Source organism: Burkholderia sp. AU27893, assembly GCF_002223205.1.
Taxonomy (GTDB): domain Bacteria; phylum Pseudomonadota; class Gammaproteobacteria; order Burkholderiales; family Burkholderiaceae; genus Burkholderia.
Window position 1 is genome coordinate 91,425 of record NZ_NKFD01000002.1, and the last position, 21,688, is coordinate 113,112.

Genomic DNA, 21,688 nt, shown 5'->3' on the forward strand with positions numbered 1-21,688 from the left:
TTCTGGGTTTCCAAGGCAATCCTTCTTGAGCCGCGATGCGGCGCCCGGACGTGGCCGCCCGGGATGTCGCCCTGTCGGGCGGGTGCCGAAAAGGGCTCAACATTATAGCCGCACCGCCCCGGCCGGCACGGTCATGGCCGCTGCGGGCGGCGGCCGGGCCGCGGGTATACTGCCGCTCACCGCTTTCTCCGCCTTTTCCGACGATTTCATGGCTGAACCCTCCCTCGGCGTCGCCCTCATCGCCCTCAACGCATCCGCGCGGCTTGCGCAGTGCCTGGCCGCGCTGTCGTTCGCCGACGACGTCGTCGTCATCGACGGCGGCAGCACCGACGATACCGTCGCGATCGCGCAGGCGCACGGCGCGCGCGTGATCGTCGAGCGCGACTGGCCCGGCTTCGGCCCGCAGAAGAACCGCGCGCTCGACGCGCTCGACACCGACTGGATCCTGTCCCTCGATACCGATGAAGTCGTCACGCCGGAACTCGCGCAGTCGATCCGCGACACGATCCGCGCGCCGGCCGCGCAGGTCTATGCGGTCGACCGCCTGTCGAGCTTCTGCGGCCAGTGGATCCATCACAGCGGCTGGTATCCGGACTGGATCCCGCGGCTGTTCCGGCGCGGCGCCGCGCGCTTCTCGGACGATCTCGTGCACGAGCGCCTCGTGTTCGACGGCGCCGCGCTGCGGCTGTCCGGCAAGCTGATGCACTACTCGTACGAGGATTTCGAAACCGTCGTGCGCAAGCTCGACGCCTATTCGACGGCCGGCGCGCGCCAGCGCCGCGCGGCCGGCCAGCGCGGCGGCTTCGGCAAGGCGCTCGCGCGCGGCGCCTGGGCGTTCGTGCGCACCTACGTGCTGCGCCGCGGCTTCCTCGACGGCCGCGCCGGCTTCATGATCGCCGTGTTCAACGCGGAAACCGTGTACTACCGCTTCCTGAAGCTCGGCCACGAACGGGCCCGCTGAGCGCCGGCCCGGCAGGGAGCCGGCCCGGCGTTACAATGCCGGGCTGCCCGCGCCGCGCGTGCCCGCCCGACCGGCGGCGCCACACGGCGCCCGCCACGACGACTACCGAATCCGACCGCCATGTTCTCCATCATCATTCCGACCTGGAACAACCTGCCGTACCTCAAGCTCGTCGTCGACAGCCTGCGCCGCCACTCGGCGTACGACCACCAGATCATCGTGCACGTGAACGACGGCTCGGACGGCACACTCGACTGGGTGCGCAGCGAAGGGATCGAGCACACCGCATCGCCGACCAACATCGGCATCTGCCACGCGGTGAACTGGGCTGCCGCGCGCGCCACGCGCGACTACGTCGTCTACATGAACGACGACATGTTCTGCTGCCCCGGCTGGGACACGGCGCTCGTGCGCCGCATCGAACAGATGCCGACCGACCTCTTCATGCTGTCGGGCACGATGGTCGAGCCGGTCGACACGCGCAACCCGTGCGTCGTGGTCAGCAACTTCGGCCGCGACGCCGAACATTTCGACGCGGCGGGCCTCGTCGCGGCAGCGCCGAAGCTCGTGCGCGCGGACTGGCTGGGCTCGACCTGGCCGCCGACGCTCGTGCACCGCGACTGGTGGAACCGGATCGGCGGCTACAGCAGCGAGCTGTCGCCCGGCATGAGCAGCGACAACGACTTCTCGATGAAATTCTGGGATGCCGGCTGCCGGATCTTCATCGGGGTCGGCGACAGCCTCGTCTACCACTTCCAGCAAAAGAGCACGGGCAAGATCGTCAAGAACGATGGTCGGCGCCAGTTTCTGAACAAATGGGGCATGACCCAGGCGACGTTCGACCGCCACTACCTGCATCGCGGCGAGCTGGCCGGCACGCGCGTCGCGCTCGATACGCCGGCCGTGGAAGGCCGCCTGAAGCGCGCACTGCTGCGCTCGCGGATCAAGCGCGCGTTCAGCTGATCGCGCCCCGAAAACGACACGGAAACGCGCGCTGCTTCGCGTATACTCTGCGCCGTTCGTCCCGGATCTCCCACCGGGGCGCGCGGCGCGCAGCACGACGTACGCAAGCCGCATTCGTCCATTCGACAGGTTCCGATGCTTTCGTTTTCCGCTCCCGCCTCGCGGCGCCTGACCGCCGCCCGCGCATTCGCCGTCGCCGCGCTCTGCATGGTGCCCGTCTCGACCGCGCTGACCAACGTGTCCTGCGGGCTGTTCGCCGCCGCGCTCGTGATTTCCCCCGAATTCTGGCGCGACCTGCGCTCGTTCGTCACCGACCCGGCCTCGCTCGCCGCGCTGCTGATCCTGGCCGCGCTGGCCGCCAGCGTCACCTATACGGTCGCGCCGCACAACAAGGCGTGGAACTGGGTCGCCAAGTACGACAAGCTGCTGCTGCTGCCGTTCGCCGTGCTCGCCTTTCGCCACTCGAACTGGGCGCCGATCGTGCGGCGCTGCTGGTTCGGCACGCTGTGCGTGGTCCTGCTGCTGTCGACCACCAACTATCTCGGCCTGACCGCGATCGGGCCCGCGCACGCGACCGAGCTGCCGCTGTCACGCGCCTGGGTGTTCAAGAATCACATCGCCGCCGGCATGTTCGGCGCGCTGCTGTTCTACCAGGCGGCCGATCTCGCGCTGGCAGCCCGCACGGCGCTGTCGCGCGCCGCGTATGCGGGCGTCGCCGCGTGGTCGCTCGTCAACGTGTTCGTGATGTTGCAGGGTCGCACCGGGCAGGTCATCGCGCTGCTGCTGATCCTCGTCGTCGCCGTGCGTTTCGTGCTGTTGCTGCGCCGGCAATCGGCGCTGCGCGCGGGGCTCGCCGCCGGCGTGTTCGTGCTGGCCGGCATCGCGCTCGTGATCGCCGCGTGCACGGTTCACAACGGCCGGCTGACGAAGGTCGTGACGGAAGTGCAGCAATACCGGCAGAGCGACGCGGCCACGTCGACCGGGCTGCGCCTCGAGTGGTACAAGAAGGGGCTCGAACTGTATCGCCAGCGCCCGGTGATCGGCTACGGCGCGGGCGGCCTCGAATCCGAATTCGAGCGACTCACGGCCGGCAAGACGGCGGCCGAAGGCCAGCTCACGTCGAACCCGCACAACGAATACCTGCTGATGGCCGTGCAGCTCGGCACGCTCGGACTGGTGCTGTTCGTCAACCTGATCGTGCAGATCGCGCGCGGCAGCCGCACGCTCGATCCGCGCTCGCGGCACCTGCTGCTTGGCTGGCTCGCGATCTTCGCGATCGGCAGTCTCGCGAATTCGCTGCTGCTCGATTTCGCCGAAGGGCACCTGATCGTGCTGCTGGCCGGCATCCTGCTCGGCTGCGGCGAGCGCGCCGAGGCGCTGCCGCGCGAAACGTCGGCGATCCGGCGCAGCGCGTAACGCGCAGCGGCCTGCGCTGGCGGCCGGCTTCGGCCACCGCGGCGCTCTTCACGATCGATCGTCGACGGAAACGGGCCGGGCGGCTGGCACGTCGCCAAACAAGCCGCCGGGAACCGGCGGAAAACGCGCGTCGCCCGCGCGTCAGTCGGATCCGGTGCGGCGCAGTCGCGACGTATCGACGACCGTTTCGGCCGGGCCCGGCGGATTCAGCCCGAGCATCTCGGCCGCCGCGGCTTTCACGCGCTGCGCACCGAGATTGACGAGGCAGTCGCTGTGGCTGTCGACCTTGCGCTCGCAGCCCTCGTGCCGGCACGGCACGCAATCACCCTCCCCCTGCAGCAGCCACACGTTCCCGTGCCGCCCCGAGCCATGCAGCGGCCACGGATTCTCGGTCGCCGGCCAGTGCTGCGGCCACGGCCCCCAGCGCACGGGGTCGGACGGGCCGAACAGCGCGATCGTGTCGGTGCCGGTCGCGGCCGCGACGTGCGTCGCGCCGGTGTCGGGCCCGATGAAAAGCCGTGCGCGCCGCACGAGTTCGGCGCTTTCGCCGAATGTCAGGCGGCCGACCAGGTTCAGCACGTCGCCGCCCGCGTCAGCCGCGACCTGCGCCGCATACTCGCGTTCGCTGTCGGCCGGGCCGCCCGACAGCGCAACCGCGAAGCCTTGCTCGCGCAGCCAGCCGATCATCTCGACCCAGCCGTCGAGCCGCCATTGCTTGTAACGGAACATCGGATACGGATGCAGCACGACCAGCGGCTTGCCGGCGCGGATCGCCGGCGATTCGGCCAGCCACGCGTCGAAGCGCGCGCGCCGCGCCGGATCGTCGCCGATGCCGGGCGCGACGACCTCGGACACCGGCTCGATGCCGATCACGGGGGCGAGCGCCAGCGTGCTGACGACCGTATGCGCGGATTCGTGGTGATTGATCGCGATCCCGTTCAGCATCATCCGCGTAAGCCACGTCACGCGGTTCGGATCGACGAGGCCCACCCGCTTGCGGCCCGCGAACCAGCTGTAGAAGCGCGGCCGGTCGGAGCTCAGTGCCGCGCACGCGAGATCGTAGCGGCGCCACATCGACAGCGCGTCGCGCAGCCGCTCGCGGAAGCCCGCGCGTTGCGCGACGACGATCACGCGCCGCACGTCCGGATTGTGCTCGAGCACGCCTTCGGTGCCGCGAAACACCAGCATGTCGATCTGCGCTTCAGGCCAGCGGGCCTTCAGCGAACGGACGAGCGGCGTCGTCAGCAGCACATCGCCGATACGGCGCGGCGCGGCAACGAGAATGGTTCTGGGCGGGCGGGCAGAAGAAAACAGGGCCACGGCGGGTGTGTCTGGCTGGCTGAACAAGGCTGGCAATGTACAGGATTTTGCAGCAGCCGGCGCGACATGGCGAATCGGCCGTCCGGTCAGCCTGATGCGGCCCCGCTCACGCGGTGCGGCGCGGCGGGCGCACCGCGGGCCGGTGGCGTACGCGGTGCCTGCGATACCCGTGGCGCTACGAAGCGACGGTCATGACCACCGGCGTCGCTGCGGCAGCCACCGGCTGCGCGGGTACGGCGTCTGCCAACGGTTCGTCGCGATGGGTGGCCTGCGGCAGCAGGTGATTCACTGCCCGCTCGACCGCGTCGACGCCGATCGCGTCGACGGTCGCGCCGGCGCGCAGGATCACGTGCGGCACACCGAGCGGATGCCAGCGCAGGTATTTCTCGGGACGGTCCTCGAACAGCGCGGCGACGGGCACGCCAAGCGCCGACGCGAGATGCACGGGGGCGCTGTCGGCCGAGACGATCACATCGAGCAGGCTCGCCGCGGCCACCAGCTCGGCGACCGACGACGGCGCGACATGGCGGGCGCACACGTCGCGCCACGAGTCGTCCTCGGGGGCATGGCCGACGGCCGGGTCGCGGAACACGATCACGTCGGCATGCGGCGCGAGACGCGCGGCGAGGTCGCGCCAACGATCGGCCGGCCAGCGGCGCTCGACCGCCTTGTTCGTGACGAACAACCCGACGCGCGGCTTCGTGCGTGCGCCGAGCAGCCGGTACCACGCGTCCTGCAGCGCGCGGTCGGGATGAACCGACAACGCGAGGCGGTCGACGTCGACGCGGCCGAGTTCGGGTACGAGCCGGAAACCCGACAACGCCTCGTGGCACATCGGCCGCTCGGCGACATGCTCGGGCTTGCGATCGTCGAATTCCGTCTCGGCATCGTGCCAGCGACAATCCTTCGCGCCGATCTGGCGCGCGAACTGCATGCTGCTGCGATGCATGCCGCCGTTCGGCACGACCACGAGGTCGAACCGCAAGCGACGCAGGCGACGCACCAGCCGCAGCCGGTCGAAGAACGCGCGCATCCGTCCCGGACGGTCGTTGCGCTCGCATTGACGGCTATAGACGTAGGTGTGGATCGCGTCGACGTCCGGGTTTCCGTCCAGCGCGGCCGCGTTGTAGCGGTTCGCGACCACATGGAGTTCCGCGCCGGGCCAGCGCTCCTTCAGCGCGCGGAGAAACGCCGTTGTGCACAGCATGTCGCCCAGAAAATCGATCCGGATCACGAGGATCCGCTGCGTCGGGTTCACCTTGGCCATGGTCAAGTGGGGACTGTCAGTTTTGGTCGTCGCGACCAGCCATTTCACGGCATCCGGTTCCCGGACGGCCTGGTCGCCTATCACCGCTCGCCGCACGGATCCGCCCCCGCTTTTGTGCGCGATACCGGCGCAATCCGCCGGACAAGCGGCGGTCAGCGCCGCGTTCGTGCGGCTAGCGCCGGATTGTATAGCGTCCGGATGGCGAGCCCAAGACCCGCTTGCGTGAACCTGCAAAAACGGCCCGCCGCACCGCACGATGGCGATGCGACGGGCCGCATGGCGCGACAGCCGTTCGGTGAAGGCGCGATCAGTACGTGATTTCGACGACGCTGCCGTCGAACGTCGCGCGCAGCTCCGCGAGCAGCACGTCGCTCGGCTTCACGCGCCATGCGTCGCCGAGGCGCATTTCACCCTGTGCCCGCGCGTTGCTGTAGTGGACCTGGACCGCAAGCCCGTTCGGCAGCGGCGCCTGCGGGCGACGACCGCCATCGCGCCCGCCGCCGCGCGGCGCCGGTGCTTCGACCACGTTCGCCGCCGGATCGTCCTTCGACACGTGCGGCTCGAGCACGCGGCGCAATGCGGCCGCGTCGGCGTTGCCGTTCATCGTCAGCCGGACGGCCTGCGCATAGCGGCTGCGCGCACGCTCGAGATCCATCACGGTATCGGCCGTGAAGCGGATGCCGCCCGTGAACGCATCGTTGCGCGCCTGCCCCTGCACGATCAGCAGCTCGTCTTCCTTGAACAGCGCCTTGTTCGCCTCGAACTGCTCGTTGAAGATCGTGATCTCGCACTGGCCCGAGCCATCGTCGAGCAGCGCGATCAGCATCTTGCCGCGCTGGGTCATCTGCGTGCGCAGCGACGCGATGATGCCGGCCACGAGCTTGTCGCGCCCTTCCTTCAGGTCGCCGACCTTCTGCCGCACGAAGCGGCGCACTTCGTCGCGATACGCGTCGAACAGGTGGCCGGACAGGTAGAAGCCGAGCGCGCCCTTTTCTTCCTGCAAGCGGCGCTTGTCGTCCCACGCGGGCTCGTCGACGAGCGCATGCGCGTGCGGCGACTCGGCGCCCATGTCGAACAGACCGGCCTGCATCGCGTTCGCCTCGGCCTGATCGGCCGCTTCCATCGCCAGCGGCACCGACGCGATCAGCTGCGCACGGTTCGTGTTCAGCGAATCGAACGCGCCGGCACGGATCAGCGCCTCGACCGTGCGGCGGTTGACGATGCGCCGGTCGATCCGCTCGCAGAAGTCGAACAGGTCGATGAACGCCTTTTCCTCGCGGGCGCGCAGGATTTCCTCGATCGCGTTCTGGCCGCTGCCCTTCACCGCGCCGAGGCCGTAGCGGATCGTGCGCGAGCGCTTGCCGTCGGCTTCGGCGACCGGCTCGAAGCGGTAATGCGAAGCGTTGATGTCCGGCGGCAGCACGACGAGGTTGTTCACGACGCAATCGTCGAACAGGATCTTCACCTTGTCGGTGTCGTCCATCGCGAGCGTCATGTTGGCCGCCATGAATTCAGCCGGATGGTGCGCCTTCAGCCACGCGGTGTAGTACGCGAGCAGCGCATAGGCGGCCGCGTGCGACTTGTTGAAGCCGTAGCCCGCGAACTTCTCCATCAAGTCGAAGATCTCGTCGGACTTCTCGCGCGTGAGGCCGTTCTTCGCCGCACCCTCGGCGAAGATCTCGCGGTGCTTGGCCATCTCCTCGGGCTTCTTCTTGCCCATCGCGCGACGCAGCAAGTCCGCGCCGCCGAGCGAGTAGCCGCCGATGATCTGCGCCATCTGCATCACCTGCTCCTGATAGACCATGATGCCGTAGGTCTCTTTCAGGACGGGTTCGACGCGCGGATCCGGATACTCGACCTTCTCGCGGCCGTGCTTCCGTGCGCAGAAGCTCGGGATCAGGTCCATCGGGCCCGGACGATACAACGACACGAGCGCGATGATGTCCTCGAAGCGGTCGGGCTGCGCATCCTTCAGCATGCCCTGCATCCCGCGGCTTTCCAGCTGGAACACCGCGACCGTGTTGGCCTTCTTGAGGATCTGGAACGACGCGGGATCGTCGAGCGGCACCTGCGCGAGCGACCAGTCGGCCTTCGACGGATCGAGGCGGCGGATGTAACGCTCGGCCCAGTCGAGGATCGTCAGCGTCGTGAGGCCCAGAAAGTCGAACTTCACGAGGCCGACGGCTTCGACGTCGTCCTTGTCGTACTGGCTGACCACGCCGCCGTCATCGCCCTGCGTGTACAGCGGGCAGAAATCGGTCAGCTTGCCGGGCGCGATCAGCACGCCGCCCGCGTGCATCCCGACGTTACGCGTGAGGCCCTCGACGCGCTGCGCGAGATCGAGCAGCTGGTGCACTTCGTCCTCGTGGTCGTAGCGCTCCTGCAGCTGCGGCTCTTCCTTCATCGCGTCGGCGATCGTCACGTGCTTGCCCGGCTTGAACGGGATCAGCTTCGCAATGCCGTCGGTGAACATGTAGCCGAGGTCGAGCACGCGGCCAATGTCGCGCACGGCCGCCTTCGCGGCCATCGTGCCGAACGTGGCGATCTGCGACACGGCGTCCGCGCCGTACTTCTCCTTCACGTACTGGATCACGCGGTCGCGGCCGTGCTGGCAGAAGTCGATGTCGAAGTCGGGCATCGACACGCGTTCCGGGTTCAGGAAGCGCTCGAACAGCAGGTTGTAGCGCAGCGGGTCGAGGTCGGTAATGCCGAGCGCGTACGCGACCAGCGAACCGGCACCCGAGCCGCGGCCCGGACCGACCGGCACGCCGTTGTTCTTCGCCCAGTTGATGAAGTCCGCGACGATCAGGAAGTAGCCCGGGAAGCCCATCTTCGTGATGGTCCCGCACTCGAACTCGAGGCGCTTGTAGTAAGTGTCGCGCTGCGCGTCGCGCTCGGCCTCGACCGGATACAGCTGCGCGAGACGGGTCTCGAGCCCTTCCTTCGACAGCTGGACCAGGTAGTCGTCGAGCGACATGCCGTCCGGCGTCGGGAACAGCGGCAGTTTCGGCTTGCCGAGCTCGAGCTTCAGGTTGCAGCGCTTCGCGATTTCGACCGTGTTCGCGATCGCCGACGGCAGGTCGGCGAACAGCGCGACCATGTCGTCCTGCGTGCGGAAATACTGGTCGGTCGTGAAACGCTTCTGGCGCCGCGGGTTCGCGAGGATGTCGCCTTCCGAGATACACACGCGCGCCTCGTGCGCTGTGAAATCGTCGTCGGTCATGAACTGCGTCGGGTGCGTCGCGACGACCGGCAGCTTCAGCGCCGCGGCGAGCGTCGCGGCCTGCTGGATGTACGCCTCCGCGCCCGGCTGGCCGTAACGCTGCAGCTCGATGTAGAAGCCGCCCGGGAACACTTTTGCCCAGCGCTCGGCGTGCCGGCGCGCGGCTTCTTCATTGCCCGCGGCAAGCGCGAGCCCGATATCGCCCTGTTGCGCGCCCGACAGCGCGAGCAGCCCTTGCGAGCGCTCGCCGTCGAGCCAGCTCGCGTCGAGTTCCGCACGGCCGCGGTACTGGTTCGTGAGCCACGCCTTCGACAGCAGCTCGCACAGATTCAGGTAGCCGACCTTGTCCTTGACGAGCAGCAGCAACCGTGACGGCTTGTCGCGGTCGTCCGGATTGGCAATCCAGACGTCGCAGCCGGCGATCGGCTTGATGCCCTTGCCGCGGGCTTCCTGGTAGAAACGGACGAGACCGAATGCGTTGCCGAGATCGGTGAGCGCGAGCGCGCCCTGACCGTCCGCGGCCGCCGCCTTGACGATGTCGTCAATGCGCACGATGCCGTCGGCGATCGAGAACTCGGAGTGAACGCGAAGATGGACGAAGCGAGGATCTGACATGGGCGCTATTGTAGCCGCCCCGCCGCGCAGGCTGCCCAAAAAATCCCCGCGCTAGCCGTTCGGCCGATGCGCGCGACCGCCCGTCGCATGGCTGGCCAAACGGCAGGGTGCCGGCACGGACGCGGTTTGCGGGATAATACGGTTTTTCGAATCCACGCCCCGGCTTCGCACCCTTTTTTGCGGGCCGCCGTGCGGCCGTTTTCCCGTCGGACCATCATGACCATCGTCAACCTCGCCGCCTACCACTTCGTGTCGCTCGACGCGAACGAGCAATGGCGCCCGCTCGTCACCGCCCGCTGCAACGAACTCGGCCTGCGCGGCACGATCCTGCTCGCGCCGGAAGGCATCAACCTGTTCATCGCCGGCACGCGCGAAGCCGCCGACGCGTTCATCGCGTACATCCGCCACGATCCGCTGTTCGAAGGCAAGTTCGCGACGCTGCAGTTCAAGGAGAGCCTGTCCGACTCGCAGCCGTTCCGCCGGATGCTCGTGCGCCTGAAGCGCGAAATCATCACGATGAAGAAGCCGGCGATCAAGCCGGAGCTCGGCCGCGCGCCGTTCGTCGACGCGCGCACGCTGAAGACGTGGCTCGATCGCGGCCACGACGACACGGGCCGCCCGGTCGTGATGCTCGACACGCGCAACGCCTTCGAAGTCGACGTCGGCACGTTCGACGATGCGCTCGACTACCGGATCGACAAGTTCAGCGAATTCCCCGAAGTGATCGACCAGAACCGCGCCGACCTCGAAGGCAAGACGGTCGTGTCGTTCTGCACGGGCGGCATCCGCTGCGAGAAAGCCGCGATCCACATGAAGGAAATCGGCATCGAGAACGTGTACCAGCTCGAAGGCGGGATCCTGAAGTACTTCGAGGAAGTCGGCGGCGCGCACTATCACGGCGACTGCTTCGTGTTCGACTACCGCACCGCGCTGAATCCGCAGCTCCAGCCCACCGAGAACGTCACGTGCTTCGCGTGCCGCGCGGTCGTCACGCCGGAAGCGCAACAGTCGCCGAGCTACGTGCCCGGCAAGTCGTGCCCGGCCTGCGCACCGGCGGCCAGCGCCGCGTAAGCGCGCACTGCCCCGCGCCCCGATGACCGGCTATCGCGGCCGCTTCGCGCCGTCGCCCACCGGCCCGCTGCATTTCGGCTCGCTGGTCGGCGCGCTCGCGAGCTGGCTCGACGCGCGCGCGCACGGCGGCGCATGGCTCGTGCGCATCGAGGATCTCGACGGCCCGCGCACGGTGCCCGGTGCCGCCGACGACATCCTCGCGACGCTCGCGCATTTCGGCATGACGCCCGACGAGCCGCCCGTCTGGCAAAGCACGCGCGATGCCGCGTATACGGCCGCGCTCGAACGGCTCGTCGCGGCCGGGCTCGTGTATCCGTGCGGTTGCACGCGCAAGGAAATCGCCGATTCGCTGCGCGCCGCGCACGAGCGCCACACGACGCTCGCCTACCCGGGCACCTGCCGCACCGGGCTGCACGGCAAGCCCGCGCGCGCGTGGCGGCTGCGCGTGCCGGACGGCGGCGACGCGCTCGTCACGTTCGACGATCGCTGGCAGCACACACAATCGCAGGACCTCGCGACCGAAGTCGGCGATTTCGTGCTGAAGCGCGCGGACGGCCAATGGGCCTACCAGCTCGCGGTCGTCGTCGACGATGCCGACGCGCACATCACGCACGTCGTGCGCGGCGCCGACCTGCTCGACTCGACCGCACGCCAGATTTACCTGCAGCACTGCCTCGGCATGCCGACGCCGCAATACCTGCATGTGCCCGTCGTCGTCGATGCGAACGGCGAAAAGCTCAGCAAGCAGACGGGCGCGACCGCGCTCGAACGCAACGATCCGCTGCCGGCGCTGCAGGCCGCGGCCGCACACCTGGGCCTCGCGCCCGACGGCACGCTCGCAGGCACGACCCTCGATACGTTCTATGCCGCCGCCACGGCCGCATGGGCGAGGCGCTTCGGGCCGCAGGCCGGCTGACGCACGCGGCGCGCCGATTTCGCAACGACCGGGCCCAAGCTGGATCGGCATCCCCCCGCCAGCGTCGCACACCCGCTTCCCCCGCCAAATCGCAGCCCCAATGAAAAACGGGCACATGCTCATCGCATGCACCCGCTTCTCCAGCAGCGCTCACGCGCTGCGCCGTCACGCGTCCGCCCGGCTTACGCCGACGGCTTGCGCGGCATCCCGAACCCGCCCAGCAGTGCGGCGACCTGACGCTTCGGCCCCTTCTTCTCGGGCTGCTGCGCCGGCTGCGCGTCGTCTTGCTGCTTCGCCGGCGTCGACGGCTCGTACGGCTTCAGGAAGAAATCGTCGACCGGCGCTTCGTGGCGACGGTGATGGCCGCGCTCCGAGCCGCCCGTCCGGCGACCCGATGCACCGCGGTGCTCGTCGCGGTCGCGACGGCCGCCTCGTTCACCGCCTCGTTCACCACCGCGCTCGCTGTTGCGATCTCCGCCGCGGTCGTTGCCGCGCTCGTCGTGACGATGGCGCGCCGGCTTGTCGAGCGCGAGCGTCTGCACTTCGAGCGGACGCTTGATCAGCTTCTCGATATCGGCGAGCTGCTTGCGCTCGTTCGGGCTGCACAGCGACAGCGCGTCGCCCGTCGCCCCCGCCCGGCCGGTACGGCCGATCCGGTGCACGTAGTCTTCCGCGCTGAACGGCAGGTCGAAGTTGATCACGGCCGGCAGTTCGGCGATGTCGAGGCCGCGCGCGGCCACGTCGGTCGCGACCAGCGCCTCGATCTCGCCGCGCTTGAACGCGTCGAGCGCCTGCATCCGCTCGATCTGCGTCTTGTCGCCGTGGATCGCCGACGCGACCACGCCGTCGCGCTCGAGATTGCGCGCAAGCCGGCTTGCGCCGATCTTGCTGTTGCAGAACACGATCACCTGCTTGAGGCCGCGATCGCGCAGCAACTGCACGACGGCCGCCTGCTTGTCGCCTTCGGCGACGTCGTAGACGATCTGCGTGACGTTCGCGTTCGTCGAGTTGCTGCGCGCGACCTCGATCGTCTGCGGGTTGCGCAGGTAGGTCGACGCGAGCTTCTTGATTTCGCCCGAGAAGGTGGCCGAGAACAGCAGCGTCTGGCGCTCCTTCGGCAGCAGGTTCAGGATGCGCTGCAGATCCGGCAGGAAGCCCATGTCGAGCATCCGGTCGGCTTCGTCGAGCACGAGGATCTGCACCTGGCCGAGATTCGCCGTCTTCTGCTGCACGTGGTCGAGCAGGCGGCCCGGCGTCGCGATCAGGATCTCGACACCGCGGCGCAACTCTGCCGACTGCGGGTTCATGTCGACGCCACCGAACACGACCGCGCTGCGCAACGGCGTGTGCTTCGCATACGCATGCACGTTCGCGGCGACCTGGTCGGCGAGTTCGCGGGTCGGCGTGAGGATCAGCGCACGCACCGGGTGGCGCGCCGGAGACGCGCTGGTGTTGGCCTGCGGCAGCAGGCGCTGGATGATCGGCAGCGAGAAACTCGCGGTCTTGCCGGTGCCCGTTTGCGCGGCGCCCATGACGTCGCGGCCGGCGAGCACGACCGGAATGGCCTGCGCCTGGATCGGCGTCGGCGTCGTATAGCCCTGCTCCGCAATGGCTTTCAGGATATCGGCGGCAAGGCCGAATTGATCGAAGGTTGCGTCGACGGGCTTGGCGACAGAATCGGACATGGTGGCGTTTCGCTCAAAAGGCGCGGCGGGGACATCGTGCGTCAGGCCAGCCGGGCCTGCGCTCATCACAATTCGGAAATAGACGGAGCCGCGGCGCGCCGCGCGGCGCCGCTCTGGCGCTTGGGACCGGTTCAATGTGAACGCTGGACGCCAGGCCGTGCGGACTCCGTTCGGCGCGAATGCCGGCGGAAAGGGCCGTATTGTAGCACTGCGCGGCCATCTGTCCGTGACAACGCGGCGAACGGCCACAATGGCGGTTCGCGCGGCGGGCCAGGGCAGGCCCGCGCGGTAGACGGATGACCCGATCGGGCTAGCCCGATGGGCCGGCGGATGATTTCAGGGGTCTGATCGTGGATCGCCTGGCCCAATCGCTGCGGCCAGCCCGCGTGCCCGGTCGTCAGGCACGGGAGCCGGCCGTCGACCGGCACCGGCAGCACGATCCACGTTCCCGCCCGGCGTTCAGCCCTTCTTCTTTTTCTTCTCGACCTGCACGCAGTCGCCCAGCAGCGGCGGCGCGCTCTGGTCGGCGATCTCGTCGCGCAGCGTCGCTTCCTTGCCCTTCGTCCACCACGTATAGCGGCCGGCCTGGTAGCGCGCGCCCGACGCCGACACGGTGTCGACGAACAGCATCTGCTTCCCGTTGACCGGCACGAGCGCGAAGCTCTGTCCGTTGCCCGCGAGCCAGTACGACACGCGCACCGGCTGCTTCTGGTTCGCGCACTGGTAGACGGTGAACTGGCGCGAATCGGCGTCGATCTCTTCGACGGTCAGCTGCGCGGCATGCGCGACGGAAACGGCCGTGCCGGCGAGCGCGAGCGCGGCGAGGGTTTGGCGAATCATGCGGGTCCTCTCACGAGACGGGTGGAAATGCGCCCTCGCGGGGCGCGTGATTATTGTTGGCGAGCGGGTCGGGTAGCAGGATCAGGGATCGATGACGTCGGCACACGCGTCAGTCGGTGCGGCCGCGACATGGCCGACGAGCGGCACGATCTTGAGCCCGGCCGAGGCCACCCGGCACGGTGCGGCCGCGAGCCCGCAACCCGCGAGGTTCACTGCAAGCGCCAGCGCGACGGCCAGCTTTCCGATACGCAGCCACGTCGGCGTCATCGTCCTCTCCTGATTACGTCAGCGGGCCGACACCGGCCGCACGGCCGCGGCGGCACGCTTCGCGCGTTCGCGGGCTTCGTCGACGGTCGCGCCGGTCGCCAGCGCGACGCCCATGCGCCGCTTCACGAAACTTTCCGGCTTGCCGAACAGGCGCAGGTCGGCGCCCGGCACGGCAAGCGCGTCGCGCACGCCTTCGAACGCGATCCCGCGCTCGTCGAGCCCGCCGTAGATCACGGCCGACGCGGCCGGCGTACCGAGCGCCGGATCGACCGGCAGCCCGAGAATCGCACGCGCGTGCAGCTCGAATTCCGACTGGCGCTGCGACGCGAGCGTGACGAGGCCCGTATCGTGCGGCCGCGGGCTCACCTCGGAGAACCACACGTCGTCGCCGCGCACGAACAGCTCGACGCCGAACATCCCGCGCCCGCCGAGTGCCTCGGTGACCTTGTGTGCGATCTCGCGCGACTTCTCGAGCGCCACCGCGCTCATCGGCTGCGGCTGCCACGATTCGACGTAGTCGCCCGCGACCTGCACGTGGCCGACCGGCTCGCAGAAGTAGGTGCGCGTGGCGTTCGTCGCCGGATCGATCGCGCGCACGGTGAGCTGCGTGATCTCGTAGTCGAAATCGACGAAGCCCTCGACGATCACACGGCCGTGGTTCACACGCCCGCCCGCCATCGCGTAGTCCCACGCCGGCTTCACGTCGGCCTCGGTCTTCACGACCGACTGCCCCTTGCCCGACGACGACATCACGGGCTTCACGACGCACGGCATGCCGATCTTCGCGACCGCCGCGCTGAACGCCTCGAACGAATCCGCGAACGCATACGGCGAGGTCGGCAGGCCGAGCTCCTCGGCCGCGAGCCGGCGGATCCCTTCGCGATTCATCGTGAGCTGCGTCGCGCGCGCGGTCGGGATCACTTCGGCGAGGCCGGCCGCCTCGATCGCCGCGAGCGCGTCGGTCGCGATCGCCTCGATCTCCGGCACGATCAGGTGCGGGCGTTCGGCTTCGACGAGCGCGCGCAGCGCGGCGGCGTCCGTCATGTCGATCACGTGCGCGCGATGCGCGACCTGGTGGCCCGGTGCGTCCGGATAGCGGTCGACCGCGACGACTTCGACGCCGAGCCGCTGCAACGCGATGATGACTTCCTTGCCGAGCTCGCCGGCGCCGAGCAGCATGACGCGCGTGGCCGAGGGTGAGAGCGGCGTACCGAGCCGCTGACCGATCTGCATGTGATTACCCGCTTCTGGTGGAGGACGAAAACGGCTCCGATGTTAACACGCGCCACGGCGCCGGTTTTGCGCGTTTCGCCGCGCCGGCAACCGGCCGCGGGCCGCTCGCGAGCAGGCTGCGAACGTTTTCATGCGGGAAGTGTCGGCTCGCCTGCCGCGGCACGGGTGCGTTACTCTTACGCCTTGATCAGAATCCGATGAGGAACGAGGCTCATGTCCCACCTGTCCGCCGCACGCGCACGCACCGGCCTGCTTCGCCCGCTGCGCGCGCCGCTCTGCGCGTTGACGCTTGCCACGCTTCTCGCCGCCTGCGCGATGCCGACCCACCCCGATTCCGCCGCCCCCGCACCCGACCCGTACAACCCGGCCGCCGTCCAGCTGCTCGACGACACGAGCTGGGAACTCACCAGCTGGCTGAATGCCGACGGCACGCAGCGCGCGATCCCGCACGGCGACAACGGCGAGCCGATCAAGCTCGCGCTGTCGACCGACTCGGGCATCCGGCGCGCCAGCGGGTTCTCGGGCTGCAACCGCTACATGGGCACCTACGCGATCAAGAACGGCCTGCTGAGCTTCGGGCCGCTCGCCGGCACGCGGATGGCGTGCCCGAATACGCTCGGCGGCCAGCTCGAAACCGCGTACCTCGACGCGCTCGCCCATGTCGACAAGACCGGCGTGCAGATGCGCGAGCCGCAGCAATTGCAGCTCGTGACCACGTCCGGCGCAACGCTCACCTTCACGCACCGGAGCCCCTGATGCACGGCGCGCGCGAAGGCCGACCGACCGCCTTCGCGTGGCGCGCCACGCGCGTGTGCCGCGCACACGCGTCGCGCGGCGTGGATCGGATGCACGCCGCGTTAGAGTCTTGTTCGCCGGCCGGTTAAACTCGGCGGGTCGCGCCCCGCGCGCCCCGCCCCACTCCTGTTTCAAAGCATGCACACGGTTGTCTTAGGCTGGTTCGGCATCTCCGCCGTCTGGTTCCTCCTTCTCTTCTGGCGTCTCGTGCAGGCGATGCTGCCTGGCGGCGTCGGGCTTGCCGGCCGCGGCTCGATCCGTCTGTGGCTCGGCTTCGTCGCGGTGTTCGTGGCGAGCTGCACGCTGACGAGCCCGCTGTCGGGCCCCGACACGAACGCGCTCGGCCATGCGTTCTCGGCAGGCTTCGCCCACGTGCTCGGCCCGATCGGCACGCCGGTCGCGATGGTCGTGCTGTTCTTCGCCGGGCTGCCCTGGCTGACCGGCATCGGCTGGCGGCAGTTCGCCGCGTGGGTCGATACGTCGTTCGGCGTCAAGCTGGCGCGCGACGGCGGTGACGACGAAGCGCGCGGCATCGCCGACCTGCCGCGCAGCGCCTTGCATCGCGACGACGACATCGTCCAGCCGACCACCGCGCATACCGTCAATTCGATGGCGCCCCGCCAGAACGGCCGGTATTCGCGCCCGACGCTGTGGAAACCCGACCCGCAGGCGCGGCCGAAGCCGCGCAGCAGCACGCCTGCGCGTCCGCACGTGGAACCTGTTGCGCCGTCGGGCTGGTTGAAGCCCGCGGCGCCCCAGCGCAGCATGCCGACACCGCCCGCGCCGATCACGCCGGCCAGCGCGATGCCGCCGCCGACGACCGGCAGCACCGCCAGCCTCGCGCGCGCAGCCGCGAACGCGCAAGTCCCGCGTCCCGATCCAGCCCCGCTTCCTGCCGGATTCGAACCTGTCCGCCCGCGGCCGACTGCCGCGCGGCCGGCCACCGTCGCGTTGAAGCCGACCCCGCCGCGTACCACGGTCACGCCGCGGCCGGCGATCGCGCAGCCGCAGCGCCCGCCGGTACGCCCCGCCGCGGGAGCCGGTTCGGCCGGCCTGACGCCGGATGCGGCACGACGTCGCCCGGCGCAGCCCACGCCGGCGCGTGCACCGCTCTATGCCTGGACGGAAAAACCCGCCGCGCCGATCACGCCGGCGCCGAGCGTGCACGACACGCTGCGCTCGATCGAGGCCAGCACCGCGCAGTGGGCGACGCTGGGCGGTGCGCAGGACGATGCCGGGCACGCGGCGACGGCCGCGGCAACCGTGGCCGGTGTGGCCGCGGCGGCTGCCGGCATGGCAGCGCCGGCAGCCGCGGCCGTGCCGGGTGGGATCGCCTCTGCGGCCCACGGCCTCGCAGCCCGTGACGCCAGTACTCCGCTCGCCCACGATCCAGCGCCGGCGTACGACGACAACGCACCGATCGTGCTCGACGCATTCAATCCGGCAGCCCCCCCTGTCCGTGCACCAGTCGCCGATGCAGGCGCCGTGACGTTCGACACCGCCGCACCGCACGCGTTGTCGAATACGGGTAGCGACGATGCCGCGCGCCCGCATCACGCCAATGACGAGATCCGGCACGCCGACGATGCCGCTGCCGCACCGGCATCGGGAATCTCGCCCGCGCCGACGTTCGACGCGCCCATCGACCTCGCGCCGTGGGAGGACCTCGCCAGCCAACCGGTTTCCGCGTTCGACGCATCCGCCTGGAACCCGGTCGCCGAGTCATCGACCGATGTGACGGGATCGGAACCGGCCCATGCCGCCTTCGCGCAAACAACGCCCGAGGCGGCCCAAGTCCTCGCCACGAGCAACCCGCCGGCATCGTTCGATACCGACGACAAGTCCACCGCGCAATCCGCTCCTGCAATCGATCGCACCGCATCGACCAGCGTGCCGCAGGGCATCGCTGATACGCGCGCCGACGTGAAGCCCGCCGGGAACATCGCGCCGTTCGCGGCCCTCCCCTCTTCGCCGATCGCCGAAACGACGCCGCGCGCAAGTTCCGAAACCAGGCCGTTTGCGGCGGCGGCACCGGCCGCATCGAGTGCCGCACTGGAAGCTGCCAAGTCGAACACGGTGGAACCTGCGGCGCCGCCGGCGGCAATCGCTCAAGGCACCGCACCGGCGACAGCATGGACGTGGACGCCTTCGACGGCGCAACCGGCCACGACGAATACGTCTGTCACCGAGGAAGTGCCGAAGTCGCCGGTTGCCGCTCATCCGTTTGCCGCGACGCAAACGGCTTCGGCAAGCACTGCGTCGCCGCTCGTCGGCACCGCGCACGGTTCGACCGCGCAAGCGCCTGCATCCGCCTCGGGCATCGCGCCTGTCGCCGTTACCGCTTTGTCGGATGGTGTGATCAACACGGCATCCGGTTCGGCTCAACCGGCTGCGTCGACCGTTACAGCCGTTCCGTCGGCATCTGCGATCGGCGTAACCGGCGCTGCGTCGAACTCGCTTTCGCAGCCTGCCGCTTCGACTTCGAATGCTGCATCCGTCGCGCCGGCATCCCCGATCAGCGTGACCGGCGCCACGTCGGCCTCGCTTCCGAAACCGGCCGCCTCGGCATCGAACACGGCACCCGTCGCGCCGACATCCCCGATCAGCATGACTGGCGCTGCGTCGGCTTCGCTTTCGCAGCCGGCCGCTTCTGCATCGGACACAGCCCGCGTCACGTCTGCATCTCCGATCAACGTAACCAGCACTGCGTCGCCCTCGCTTTCGCAGCCAGCCGCGTCGGCATCAACGGTTGCGGACACGACTTACGGTTCGTTCCCCCGCGCATCAACATCCGCATCGCCCGCCGTGACGCCGTCGACGGCCAGCCCGACAGCCTCGGCATCCGGTTCGAGCGCGCCGGCGGCCGCTCCCTCGACGCCCGTGAATGTCGTGTCCGGCTCGGTCGCGGCTCCATCCGCCGCGCCTGCCCCGACGCATCCGGCCATCCCGTCGACCCCGTCGACCTCGTCGACCGGTACGACATTCGGCACATTCGCCCCCACCGGCGCAATCGCATCGCAGCCGGTCGCAGGCCTGCCCGTGTCGCCCGCCCCTGTCGCCACGACGGCAACGTCCTCCGGCGCGGTCGCACCGATCATCACCGCCGCGGCGACTCCCGTGCAACCGATCGCCAACTCGCCCGTCGCTCCGGCCGGCTCGCTAACGTCCTTCGGCGCAACCACTGCGGCGCTGGCTCCGTCGCTCGCTTCCGCACCTGCAGCCGTCGAAGCCACGACGTTCGCCCCCCCGGCCGCCGCGACCTCGTCGCCGGCAAGCTGGTCCGTGTCGAATGTCTCCGCGGCCCCGTCAGCCACCTCGCCCGTGGCGCCGCCGCAACCCGCAGCAACGATCCCCGGCGCGAGCCTGTCCGCACCGGCGAACTTCACTGCCCCGCCGGCCGAAGCAACCACCCCGGCAACCGAACCGGCCGCACCTGCCGCAGCCGGCTCGCCCGCCCCCGACACCCCCGCGCGCCAGCCGCGCCCGAACGCCTTCGAATTCCACGCACCCGCGTCGTTCAGCGTCGAACTGCCGACGCTCGACCTGCTCGAGCCCGCGTCCGCGTCCGGCGACATCGAAACGATCACCGACGAACACCTCGCGCAAACCGCACAGGTGATCGAACAGCGGCTGCAGGAATTCAAGGTGCCGGTGACGGTGGTCGGCGCGTCCGCCGGCCCCGTGATCACGCGCTTCGAGATCGAGCCCGCGCTTGGCGTGCGCGGCAGCCAGATCGTCGGGCTGATGAAGGACCTGTCGCGCGGCCTCGGCCTCACGTCGATCCGCGTCGTCGAGACGATTCCCGGCAAGACCTGCATGGGCCTCGAGCTGCCGAACGCGAAGCGCCAGATGATCCGCCTGTCGGAAATTCTCGAGTCGCGCCCGTACCAGCACTCGGCGTCGCAGCTGACCATCGCGATGGGCAAGGACATCACCGGCCACCCGGTCGTCACCGATCTCGCGAAGGCGCCGCACATGCTCGTCGCGGGCACGACGGGCTCGGGCAAGTCGGTCGCGATCAACGCGATGATCCTGTCGCTGCTGTACAAGGCGACGCCCGAGGACGTGCGACTGATCATGATCGACCCGAAGATGCTCGAGCTGTCGGTCTACGAAGGGATCCCGCACCTGCTCGCGCCGGTCGTCACCGACATGAAGCTCGCGGCGAACGCACTGAACTGGTGCGTCGGCGAGATGGAAAAGCGCTACCGGCTGATGTCGGCCGTCGGCGTGCGCAACCTCGCGGGCTTCAACCAGAAGATTCGCGATGCCGAGGCGAAGGAAAAGAAGATCGGCAACCCGTTCTCGCTGACGCCCGAGGATCCGGAGCCGCTGTCGACGCTGCCGCTGATCGTCGTCGTGATCGACGAGCTGGCCGACCTGATGATGGTCGCCGGGAAGAAGATCGAGGAACTGATCGCCCGCCTCGCGCAGAAGGCGCGTGCGGCCGGCATCCACCTGATCCTCGCGACGCAGCGTCCGTCCGTCGACGTGATCACGGGGCTGATCAAGGCGAACATCCCGACGCGCGTCGCGTTCCAGGTGTCGTCGAAGATCGACTCGCGCACGATTCTCGACCAGATGGGCGCCGAATCGCTGCTCGGGATGGGCGACATGCTGTTCCTGCCGCCGGGCACCGGTTATCCGCAGCGCGTGCACGGCGCGTTCGTCGCGGACGAAGAAGTGCACCGGGTCGTCGAGTACCTGAAGCAGTTCGGCGAGCCGCAGTACGAGGAAGGGATCCTCGACGGCCCGGCCGCCGACGGCGCGACGCAGGACCTGTTCGGCGATGCGCCGGACGCGGAAGCCGATCCGCTGTACGACGAGGCCGTCGCGTTCGTCGTCCGTACGCGGCGCGCGTCGATCTCGTCGGTGCAGCGACAGTTGCGCATCGGCTACAACCGCGCCGCGCGCCTCGTCGAGCAAATGGAGGCCGCCGGGCTCGTGTCGCCGATGGGCATCAACGGCAGCCGCGAGGTGCTCGTGCCGGCCGCGGCCGACTAAGCGCGGCAGCCGGGCGGTCGCCGTCAACCGATACGGGCACGCCGGGAAACCGGCTGCCCCGAAAAACGAAGGGCGCTGCATCGGCAGCGCCCTTCTTGCATCGACCGGGAAT

General features: G+C 69.2%; 15 protein-coding genes. 7 read left to right on the forward strand and 8 right to left on the reverse strand.

What is annotated here, in order from left to right; genetic code table 11:
• The first annotated feature begins 208 nt into the window (after positions 1-208).
• The 3 genes from CFB47_RS13505 (at position 209) to CFB47_RS13515 (ending at position 3,340) form a co-directional block, all read left to right on the forward strand.
• Complete coding sequence (locus tag CFB47_RS13505; protein WP_089440701.1) at positions 209-961, forward strand: glycosyltransferase family 2 protein; 753 nt, start codon at positions 209-211, stop codon at positions 959-961.
• 120 nt (positions 962-1,081) lie between these two features.
• On the forward strand, positions 1,082-1,924 hold the full coding sequence (locus tag CFB47_RS13510; protein WP_089461450.1) for a glycosyltransferase family 2 protein: 843 nt from the start codon (positions 1,082-1,084) through the stop codon (positions 1,922-1,924).
• A 135-nt stretch (positions 1,925-2,059) separates the two neighbouring features.
• On the forward strand, positions 2,060-3,340 hold the full coding sequence (locus CFB47_RS13515) for an O-antigen ligase (RefSeq protein WP_089461451.1): 1,281 nt from the start codon (positions 2,060-2,062) through the stop codon (positions 3,338-3,340).
• A 141-nt stretch (positions 3,341-3,481) separates the two neighbouring features.
• Here CFB47_RS13515 and CFB47_RS13520 read toward each other — a convergent pair whose 3' ends face one another.
• The 3 genes from CFB47_RS13520 to dnaE form a co-directional block, all read right to left on the reverse strand.
• On the reverse strand, positions 3,482-4,660 hold the full coding sequence (locus CFB47_RS13520) for a glycosyltransferase family 9 protein (protein WP_089456666.1): 1,179 nt from the start codon (positions 4,658-4,660) through the stop codon (positions 3,482-3,484).
• 175 nt (positions 4,661-4,835) lie between these two features.
• Positions 4,836-5,927 carry a glycosyltransferase family 9 protein gene (locus CFB47_RS13525; protein WP_089461452.1) on the reverse strand — a complete coding sequence of 364 codons (1,092 nt, stop codon included), beginning with the start codon at positions 5,925-5,927 and terminating at the stop codon, positions 4,836-4,838.
• Positions 5,928-6,234: 307 nt separating this feature from the next.
• Complete coding sequence (dnaE, locus tag CFB47_RS13530) at positions 6,235-9,765, reverse strand: DNA polymerase III subunit alpha (protein WP_089461453.1); 3,531 nt, start codon at positions 9,763-9,765, stop codon at positions 6,235-6,237.
• 216 nt (positions 9,766-9,981) lie between these two features.
• Here dnaE and CFB47_RS13535 point away from each other — a divergent pair, with 216 nt between their 5' ends.
• Positions 9,982-10,836, forward strand: a complete 855-nt coding sequence (locus CFB47_RS13535) for a sulfurtransferase (protein ID WP_089456669.1) — start codon at positions 9,982-9,984, stop codon at positions 10,834-10,836.
• Between the two features lie 22 nt (positions 10,837-10,858).
• A complete protein-coding gene (gluQRS, locus tag CFB47_RS13540; RefSeq protein WP_089440708.1) occupies positions 10,859-11,752 on the forward strand; it encodes a tRNA glutamyl-Q(34) synthetase GluQRS in 894 nt (297 codons plus the stop codon).
• Positions 11,753-11,934: 182 nt separating this feature from the next.
• On the opposite strand, the gene CFB47_RS13545 is transcribed toward gluQRS, so the two are convergent.
• The 4 genes from CFB47_RS13545 to purT all read right to left on the reverse strand — a co-directional run bounded on the left by CFB47_RS13545 (position 11,935) and on the right by purT (position 15,777).
• Complete coding sequence (locus tag CFB47_RS13545) at positions 11,935-13,503, reverse strand: DEAD/DEAH box helicase (RefSeq protein WP_089440709.1); 1,569 nt, start codon at positions 13,501-13,503, stop codon at positions 11,935-11,937.
• A gap of 393 nt (positions 13,504-13,896) precedes the next feature.
• Positions 13,897-14,277 (reverse strand): MliC family protein, encoded by a 381-nt coding sequence (locus CFB47_RS13555; RefSeq protein WP_089440710.1) that lies wholly within the window; start codon positions 14,275-14,277, stop codon positions 13,897-13,899.
• Positions 14,278-14,358: 81 nt separating this feature from the next.
• Positions 14,359-14,544 carry a DUF6726 family protein gene (locus CFB47_RS13560; RefSeq protein ID WP_089461454.1) on the reverse strand — a complete coding sequence of 62 codons (186 nt, stop codon included), beginning with the start codon at positions 14,542-14,544 and terminating at the stop codon, positions 14,359-14,361.
• A gap of 18 nt (positions 14,545-14,562) precedes the next feature.
• Complete coding sequence (purT, locus tag CFB47_RS13565; RefSeq protein WP_089461455.1) at positions 14,563-15,777, reverse strand: formate-dependent phosphoribosylglycinamide formyltransferase; 1,215 nt, start codon at positions 15,775-15,777, stop codon at positions 14,563-14,565.
• A 213-nt stretch (positions 15,778-15,990) separates the two neighbouring features.
• On the opposite strand from purT, the gene CFB47_RS13570 reads away from it, so the two are divergent.
• Positions 15,991-16,533 (forward strand): META domain-containing protein, encoded by a 543-nt coding sequence (locus tag CFB47_RS13570; RefSeq protein WP_089461456.1) that lies wholly within the window; start codon positions 15,991-15,993, stop codon positions 16,531-16,533.
• A 170-nt stretch (positions 16,534-16,703) separates the two neighbouring features.
• Here CFB47_RS13570 and CFB47_RS42115 read toward each other — a convergent pair whose 3' ends face one another.
• On the reverse strand, positions 16,704-17,402 hold the full coding sequence (locus CFB47_RS42115) for a hypothetical protein (protein WP_373453147.1): 699 nt from the start codon (positions 17,400-17,402) through the stop codon (positions 16,704-16,706).
• On the opposite strand from CFB47_RS42115, the gene CFB47_RS13575 reads away from it, so the two are divergent.
• Complete coding sequence (locus CFB47_RS13575; RefSeq protein WP_373453145.1) at positions 17,377-21,576, forward strand: DNA translocase FtsK; 4,200 nt, start codon at positions 17,377-17,379, stop codon at positions 21,574-21,576. The two genes, CFB47_RS42115 and CFB47_RS13575, sit on opposite strands and share 26 nt — an antisense overlap.
• The last annotated feature ends 112 nt before the right edge of the window (positions 21,577-21,688 follow it).

Bases quoted from the DNA above. Each gene is read 5' to 3' on its own strand.
- CFB47_RS13575 (WP_373453145.1), top strand. From the start codon at position 17,377: ATGCCGCCGCCGACGACCGGCAGCACCGCCAGCCTCGCGCGCGCAGCC.
- gluQRS (WP_089440708.1), top strand. From the start codon at position 10,859: ATGACCGGCTATCGCGGCCGCTTCGCGCCGTCGCCCACCGGCCCGCTG.
- CFB47_RS13545 (WP_089440709.1), bottom strand. From the start codon at position 13,503: ATGAGCGCAGGCCCGGCTGGCCTGACGCACGATGTCCCCGCCGCGCCT.
- CFB47_RS13570 (WP_089461456.1), top strand. From the start codon at position 15,991: ATGTCCCACCTGTCCGCCGCACGCGCACGCACCGGCCTGCTTCGCCCG.
- CFB47_RS13525 (WP_089461452.1), bottom strand. From the start codon at position 5,927: ATGGCCAAGGTGAACCCGACGCAGCGGATCCTCGTGATCCGGATCGAT.
- CFB47_RS13560 (WP_089461454.1), bottom strand. From the start codon at position 14,544: ATGACGCCGACGTGGCTGCGTATCGGAAAGCTGGCCGTCGCGCTGGCG.
- CFB47_RS13515 (WP_089461451.1), top strand. From the start codon at position 2,060: ATGCTTTCGTTTTCCGCTCCCGCCTCGCGGCGCCTGACCGCCGCCCGC.
- purT (WP_089461455.1), bottom strand. From the start codon at position 15,777: ATGCAGATCGGTCAGCGGCTCGGTACGCCGCTCTCACCCTCGGCCACG.
- dnaE (WP_089461453.1), bottom strand. From the start codon at position 9,765: ATGTCAGATCCTCGCTTCGTCCATCTTCGCGTTCACTCCGAGTTCTCG.
- CFB47_RS13555 (WP_089440710.1), bottom strand. From the start codon at position 14,277: ATGATTCGCCAAACCCTCGCCGCGCTCGCGCTCGCCGGCACGGCCGTT.
- CFB47_RS13535 (WP_089456669.1), top strand. From the start codon at position 9,982: ATGACCATCGTCAACCTCGCCGCCTACCACTTCGTGTCGCTCGACGCG.
- CFB47_RS13510 (WP_089461450.1), top strand. From the start codon at position 1,082: ATGTTCTCCATCATCATTCCGACCTGGAACAACCTGCCGTACCTCAAG.
- CFB47_RS13505 (WP_089440701.1), top strand. From the start codon at position 209: ATGGCTGAACCCTCCCTCGGCGTCGCCCTCATCGCCCTCAACGCATCC.